This is a genomic window from Mesorhizobium sp. M7A.F.Ca.CA.004.12.1.1, from assembly GCF_003997835.1.
In the GTDB taxonomy this organism is placed as follows: Bacteria; Pseudomonadota; Alphaproteobacteria; order Rhizobiales; family Rhizobiaceae; genus Mesorhizobium.
In genome coordinates this window covers 1-4,595 of sequence record NZ_RZRK01000503.1, presented here as the reverse complement: position 1 = coordinate 4,595, position 4,595 = coordinate 1, and the positions used below count along the sequence as shown (strand labels likewise).

At 62.9% G+C, this 4,595-nt stretch carries 5 protein-coding genes and 1 pseudogene; 3 read left to right on the top strand and 3 right to left on the bottom strand.

The features are described 5' to 3' along the window. Both EN984_RS23605 and EN984_RS23600 read right to left on the bottom strand, forming a co-directional pair. Nucleotides 1-779: MltA domain-containing protein (locus EN984_RS23605; protein WP_127383980.1), on the bottom strand; the 779-nt coding region annotated here is incomplete at its 3' end. A gap of 25 nt (nucleotides 780-804) precedes the next feature. Then, nucleotides 805-1,512 (bottom strand): Tim44/TimA family putative adaptor protein, encoded by a 708-nt coding sequence (locus EN984_RS23600; protein WP_127268043.1) that lies wholly within the window; start codon nucleotides 1,510-1,512, stop codon nucleotides 805-807. A 217-nt stretch (nucleotides 1,513-1,729) separates the two neighbouring features. On the opposite strand from EN984_RS23600, the gene EN984_RS23595 reads away from it, so the two are divergent. From EN984_RS23595 to EN984_RS23585, 3 genes and pseudogenes are all read left to right on the top strand, one after another. Continuing rightward, nucleotides 1,730-2,227 (top strand): FxsA family protein, encoded by a 498-nt coding sequence (locus EN984_RS23595; RefSeq protein WP_127271639.1) that lies wholly within the window; start codon nucleotides 1,730-1,732, stop codon nucleotides 2,225-2,227. A gap of 130 nt (nucleotides 2,228-2,357) precedes the next feature. Then, entirely contained in the window at nucleotides 2,358-2,855 is a 498-nt protein-coding gene (gene secB / locus EN984_RS23590; protein WP_023813420.1) for a protein-export chaperone SecB, read from the top strand. Nucleotides 2,856-3,108: 253 nt separating this feature from the next. Next, a pseudogene (locus EN984_RS23585) lies at nucleotides 3,109-3,392 on the top strand (GIY-YIG nuclease family protein). Between the two features lie 132 nt (nucleotides 3,393-3,524). Here the strand turns inward: EN984_RS23585 and dnaQ are convergent. Beyond that, on the bottom strand, nucleotides 3,525-4,226 hold the full coding sequence (gene dnaQ, locus EN984_RS23580) for a DNA polymerase III subunit epsilon (protein ID WP_127268022.1): 702 nt from the start codon (nucleotides 4,224-4,226) through the stop codon (nucleotides 3,525-3,527). Nucleotides 4,227-4,595 lie beyond the last annotated feature (369 nt).

Here is a 4,595-nt window from a genome sequence, read left to right as displayed (position 1 = left end):
GAGCGGTTCTGACGCAGTATCTCGTCGACGCGGTCCGGATGCGCCTTGAACCAGGCGCGGATCGACTGCATCGTCACCTCCGCCAGCGGGATCTCGCCAATCTCGCTCAGGATCTTGCCGGGCCCGGTGAAGCGCTGGCCGGATTTGGCGGCATAGGTGACGCGGACAAGCCGGCCGTCGGTCATGGCGAGGCGTGCGGCACCTTGCACGTGAATGAAGAAGGCATCGACCTTGTCGGCCAGCCAGGCGATTTCCAGGCCCTTGCCGTCGAGCGCGCCGCGCTCGATCTCGCCACGGTCGGGATACTCGACCGGCCCGTTCGGCGTCTGGCGCGCGAAAGCGAGGTAGGGATCCAGGCCGGGCGGCCGGTTTCCGTCGTCGATATCGACGAGATCGGCCGGGCGCGACAGCAACGGCACCGAAAATCGGTCCGTGCGCACCGGTGACGCCTCGACTTGCGGTTCATAGAAGCCGGTGACGAGCCCGGCGCCGCCATGTTCGGCAGGGACAAGCGCCGGGGCAAAATGGCGCTCGAAGAAGGCGCGGGCTTCCCCGCGGGCCAAAACCGGCGACCGATTCGCCGGCGAAACGGTCCGCGCCTCCGCGTAGGCATCGGCAAAAGCTTGGAAGTCGACGCCGAGCGCACCGCTGCGATAGGGTTTGGTCAGCACATGGAAGGCCGAGCGGCGAAAGGCGGCGAAGGCCGCCAGATGGTCGTCATCGTCCCAGCCGGGCAGGTCGCCAAAGGCTTTCTCGACAAAAAGAGGCGATAGCGACACCGGAGCCTCGCCGCGTGTTTCCGAACTAGTCTTCTTCCTCGGTGGCGACGAGCTTCCAGTTCGGATCGCGCGAGCGCGTGTCGCGGGCGAAGGTCCAGACATCCTTGACCTCGGCGACGGTTTCCGGGTCGCCGTCGATGACCGCGCCTGCCTTGTCGCGGGTCGCCGAAATCAGCTCGCTGATGATGCGCAGCGTGACATGCGCCTCGCCGCCCTTCATCTCGGCCGAGACGATGTCGGCCTTGTCGATGCCGACGAAGGAGGACTGGATCTTTTCCGCCTTGGCCTCGCGCTCGCCGATGGCGGCGACAAAACCGTCATAGACCTCGCGCGACAACAGGTTCTTCAGCGTTTTGCGATCGCCGTCGGCATAGGCCATGACGATCATCTCGTAAGCCATCTTGGCGCCGTCGACGAAACCCTTCGGCTCGAAGGACGGATCATTGTCCTTGATCGTGCGCAGGCCCTTGTTGAGGTCGGTGTCGGGCTTGGCGAAAGCGTCGATCGCGGCATAGGTGTCGGGAGCCGGCTCGCCTGGCGCGCGCTTGCGCGGCAGCGAGACGACGTTTTCGGATTTCTGGGCGGCATCCTTGTCGCCGGTGCGAGCCGCCGAATAGGGATCGAAGGGCGGCCGTTCGCTGCCGGTGCGGCGGCCCAGCACATTGCGCAGCTGGAAAAAGATGACCACCGCCGCAATCAGGAAGAAAATCGTGCCGAAGTCGAAGAATCCCATATCTTCCGCCAATCAATCCCTGCCCTGTGGCCGGACCGTCAGGCCCAATGGCCACGGTCGCATAGCGTTCAACATTCAAAGCATATAGAACGCAAGGCGCAATCATTCAAATCAAAGGCAGGCATACCTATCTAACAGCCTCAGTGCCAGCGGCGATTGCTCGCTGGCGGCCAAAACAATCGAAACGATCATAACAATCGAAAAAGGTTGGCAAGACTTGCGCATTTCGCTGCTTCCCTTCTTTCTCCTCGCGCTTCCGCTGCTGGAAATCGCCGGTTTCGTCATCGTCGGCCGCGAGGTCGGCGCGCTGGCGACGGTCGGCCTCGTGCTGGCCTCGAGCATCGCCGGCGTGCTTTTGCTCCGATACCAGGGCTTTGGTGTGATGGCCCGCATCCGCACCGAGATGGCCGCCGGCCAGAACCCCAGCCGCCATCTTGCGCACGGCGCCATGATCGTGGTTGCGGCGATCCTCCTGATCATCCCCGGCTTCATATCAGACATCATCGGCCTGCTGCTGTTCCTGCCGCCATTGCGCGATTTTGCCTGGAGCCGGTTCAAGGGCCGCATTGTCGTCGCCACCGATTTCTCGACCGGCGGTTTTCGTGGCCGGCGCGACAGGGTCATCGACCTCGAAGACGGCGACTATTCGCGCGAAGACGATCTGAAGCGCGGACCGGATCACAACTCGCCGTGGCGCCGCCTGAAGGACGATTAGGGCGCCGTCCCATCTCCATCCCGCAGCCCGGAAGCAAGGCGGCAAACCTTGTCTTGTCATCCCCGCCATGGTAGCGAACGCCCGATTTCAATTCGGTCAGCGACGCTGCCCAGGCAAGAGGACAAGGCTTATGGCCAGCAAAGATGACGCGCCGGTCGGCGCAGCCAACGGAAACGGCAATGCGGCGCAGCCGTCGCTCAACGTTCTGGCGCAATATGTGAAGGACCTGTCCTTCGAAAGCCCCGGCGCGCCCAATTCGCTGCGCGGTCGCGACAAGGCGCCGGGCATCGCCATCAACGTCAACGTCAACGCCAACCCGCTCTCCGACAAGCAGTTCGACGTCAATCTGACGCTGAACGCCAAGGCGTCCTTCGACCAGGAAGTGCTGTTCAATGTCGAGTTGGTCTATGGCGGCGTGTTCGCCATCGCAGGTTTTCCGCAGGAGCACATGCTGCCGATCCTGTTCATCGAATGCCCGCGCCTTTTGTTCCCGTTCGCCCGCCAGATCATCGCCGAGGCAACCCGCAATGGCGGCTTCCCGCCGCTGATGCTCGACCCCATCGACTTCGCACAGATGTTCCAGCAGAAGCTGGCCGAGGACGAGGCGTCCAAGGTCAAGGTGAGCTGAGCTCGGCTGCCATCGCTGTTGTTTTCTGAGAACCCGGCCTCGCGCCGGGTTTTCTGTTTGAGGTGCTGGAGAGATAGCTGAGGCGCCGGCGCCCTTCGAATGGCCTAGCCCTCCCGTCTTCGTCATCCTAGGGCGAAGCAAGGAGCGAAGCGACGCAGCGCAGACCCTAGGATCCATGCCGTGACGTGCGCCTTAGAATGCAACGGATCAGAATGGCGCTTGCCCCCGCGCCTATGCTCGCTACGCTAAAACGATGACCGGCTATGTCTACATGACTGCGAGCCAGAAGGCCGGCACCATCTATATCGGTGTCACCAACGATCTCGGTCGCCGCATGCCGGAGCACAAATCCGGTGAGGGCTCGCGCTTCACCAGCCGCTACGGTGTTCAGCGGCTGGTCTGGTACGAAGAATTTTTCGATATCACCGATGCCATCCAGCGCGAGAAGTCGCTGAAACGCTGGCCGCGCCAACGGAAGATCTAATTGAAAAGGCCAATCCGGAATGGTTCGAGCTGATTCGCGGGACGGGGTGGTAGGCGTTCGGTTTTTTGCACCGCCGGAGCCACTGCACCACTGTCACTGCATGGATCCTAGGGTCTCCGCAACGTCGCTTCGCTCCTGCTCCGCCCTAGGATGACGAAGACGCGAGGGTTTCGGTCAGTAGTTGCTCAGCCAGCCGCAACCTTCAGCCACAGCGCCTTTTCGCCAAGCGTCCCGACCATGCCGGTGTGCGCGGCGCGTTCGGCTTCGGTGACACGCGGCGGCAGGGGTGCCGGGCGCTGGCTGATGATGATTTCGATCTGGCGGACATTCTCGCCTTGCGCCGGCGCGGTGGCGCTGTCGAGGATGAGTGCCGCCTGCTTGCCGCCGATCAGCTCGATATAGACCTCGGCCAGCAATTCGGAATCGAGCAGGGCGCCGTGCTTGGTGCGCTTGGTGTTGTCGATGCCGTAGCGCCGGCAGAGCGCATCGAGCGAGTTGGGGCCCATCGGGTGCTTGCGGCGCGCCAGCGCCAGCGTGTCGACGACAAAACCATTGTCTATGACCGGGTGACCCAGCCGGCCGAATTCAACGTTGAGGAAGCCGACGTCGAAGGTTGCGTTGTGGGCGACCAGCTTGGCGCCGTCGGTGAAGTCCAGCCACTCCTGCGCAATCTCGGCAAAGGTCGGCTTGCCCGCGAGGTCCGCCGCGCTGATGCCGTGCACCGCCTGCGCCTCGGCGTGGATCGCGCGGCCTTGCGGGTTGATGTAGTGGTGGAAGGTCCTGCCGGTCGGGAAGCGGTTGACCAGCTCGACGCCGCCCAACTCGATGACGCGGTCGTCGCGCGAATCGAGGCCGGTGGTTTCCGTGTCGAAGATGATTTCACGCATCGAATCAGTCGCTCCAAAGGAGCAGAATCGTGAGACCGGAACAAAATGGCAATGGGAAACGAAGCTGATCAAGGCAATCACTACAGGTTTGCGCTGCCCCTCATCGCCCTGCCGGGCCCTTCTCCCCGTATAGTGACGGGGAGAAGGGGCTGGCCGCAACCTCGGCTCCCTTTCCGAACCTTGGAGATTGGCGAAATCCTTTGCGACAGCGTCCTTCTCTCCGTCACTATACGGGGAGAAGATGCCGGCAGGCAGATGAGGGGCGGCGCCGACGTTGACAGACAGCAGCCAGTGTCAGTGGCGCGGTCCGCCGCGCCCAATTAGCTCCGCAATGATCGCGTTCACTTGAACACGCGCAGCGTCCAATCC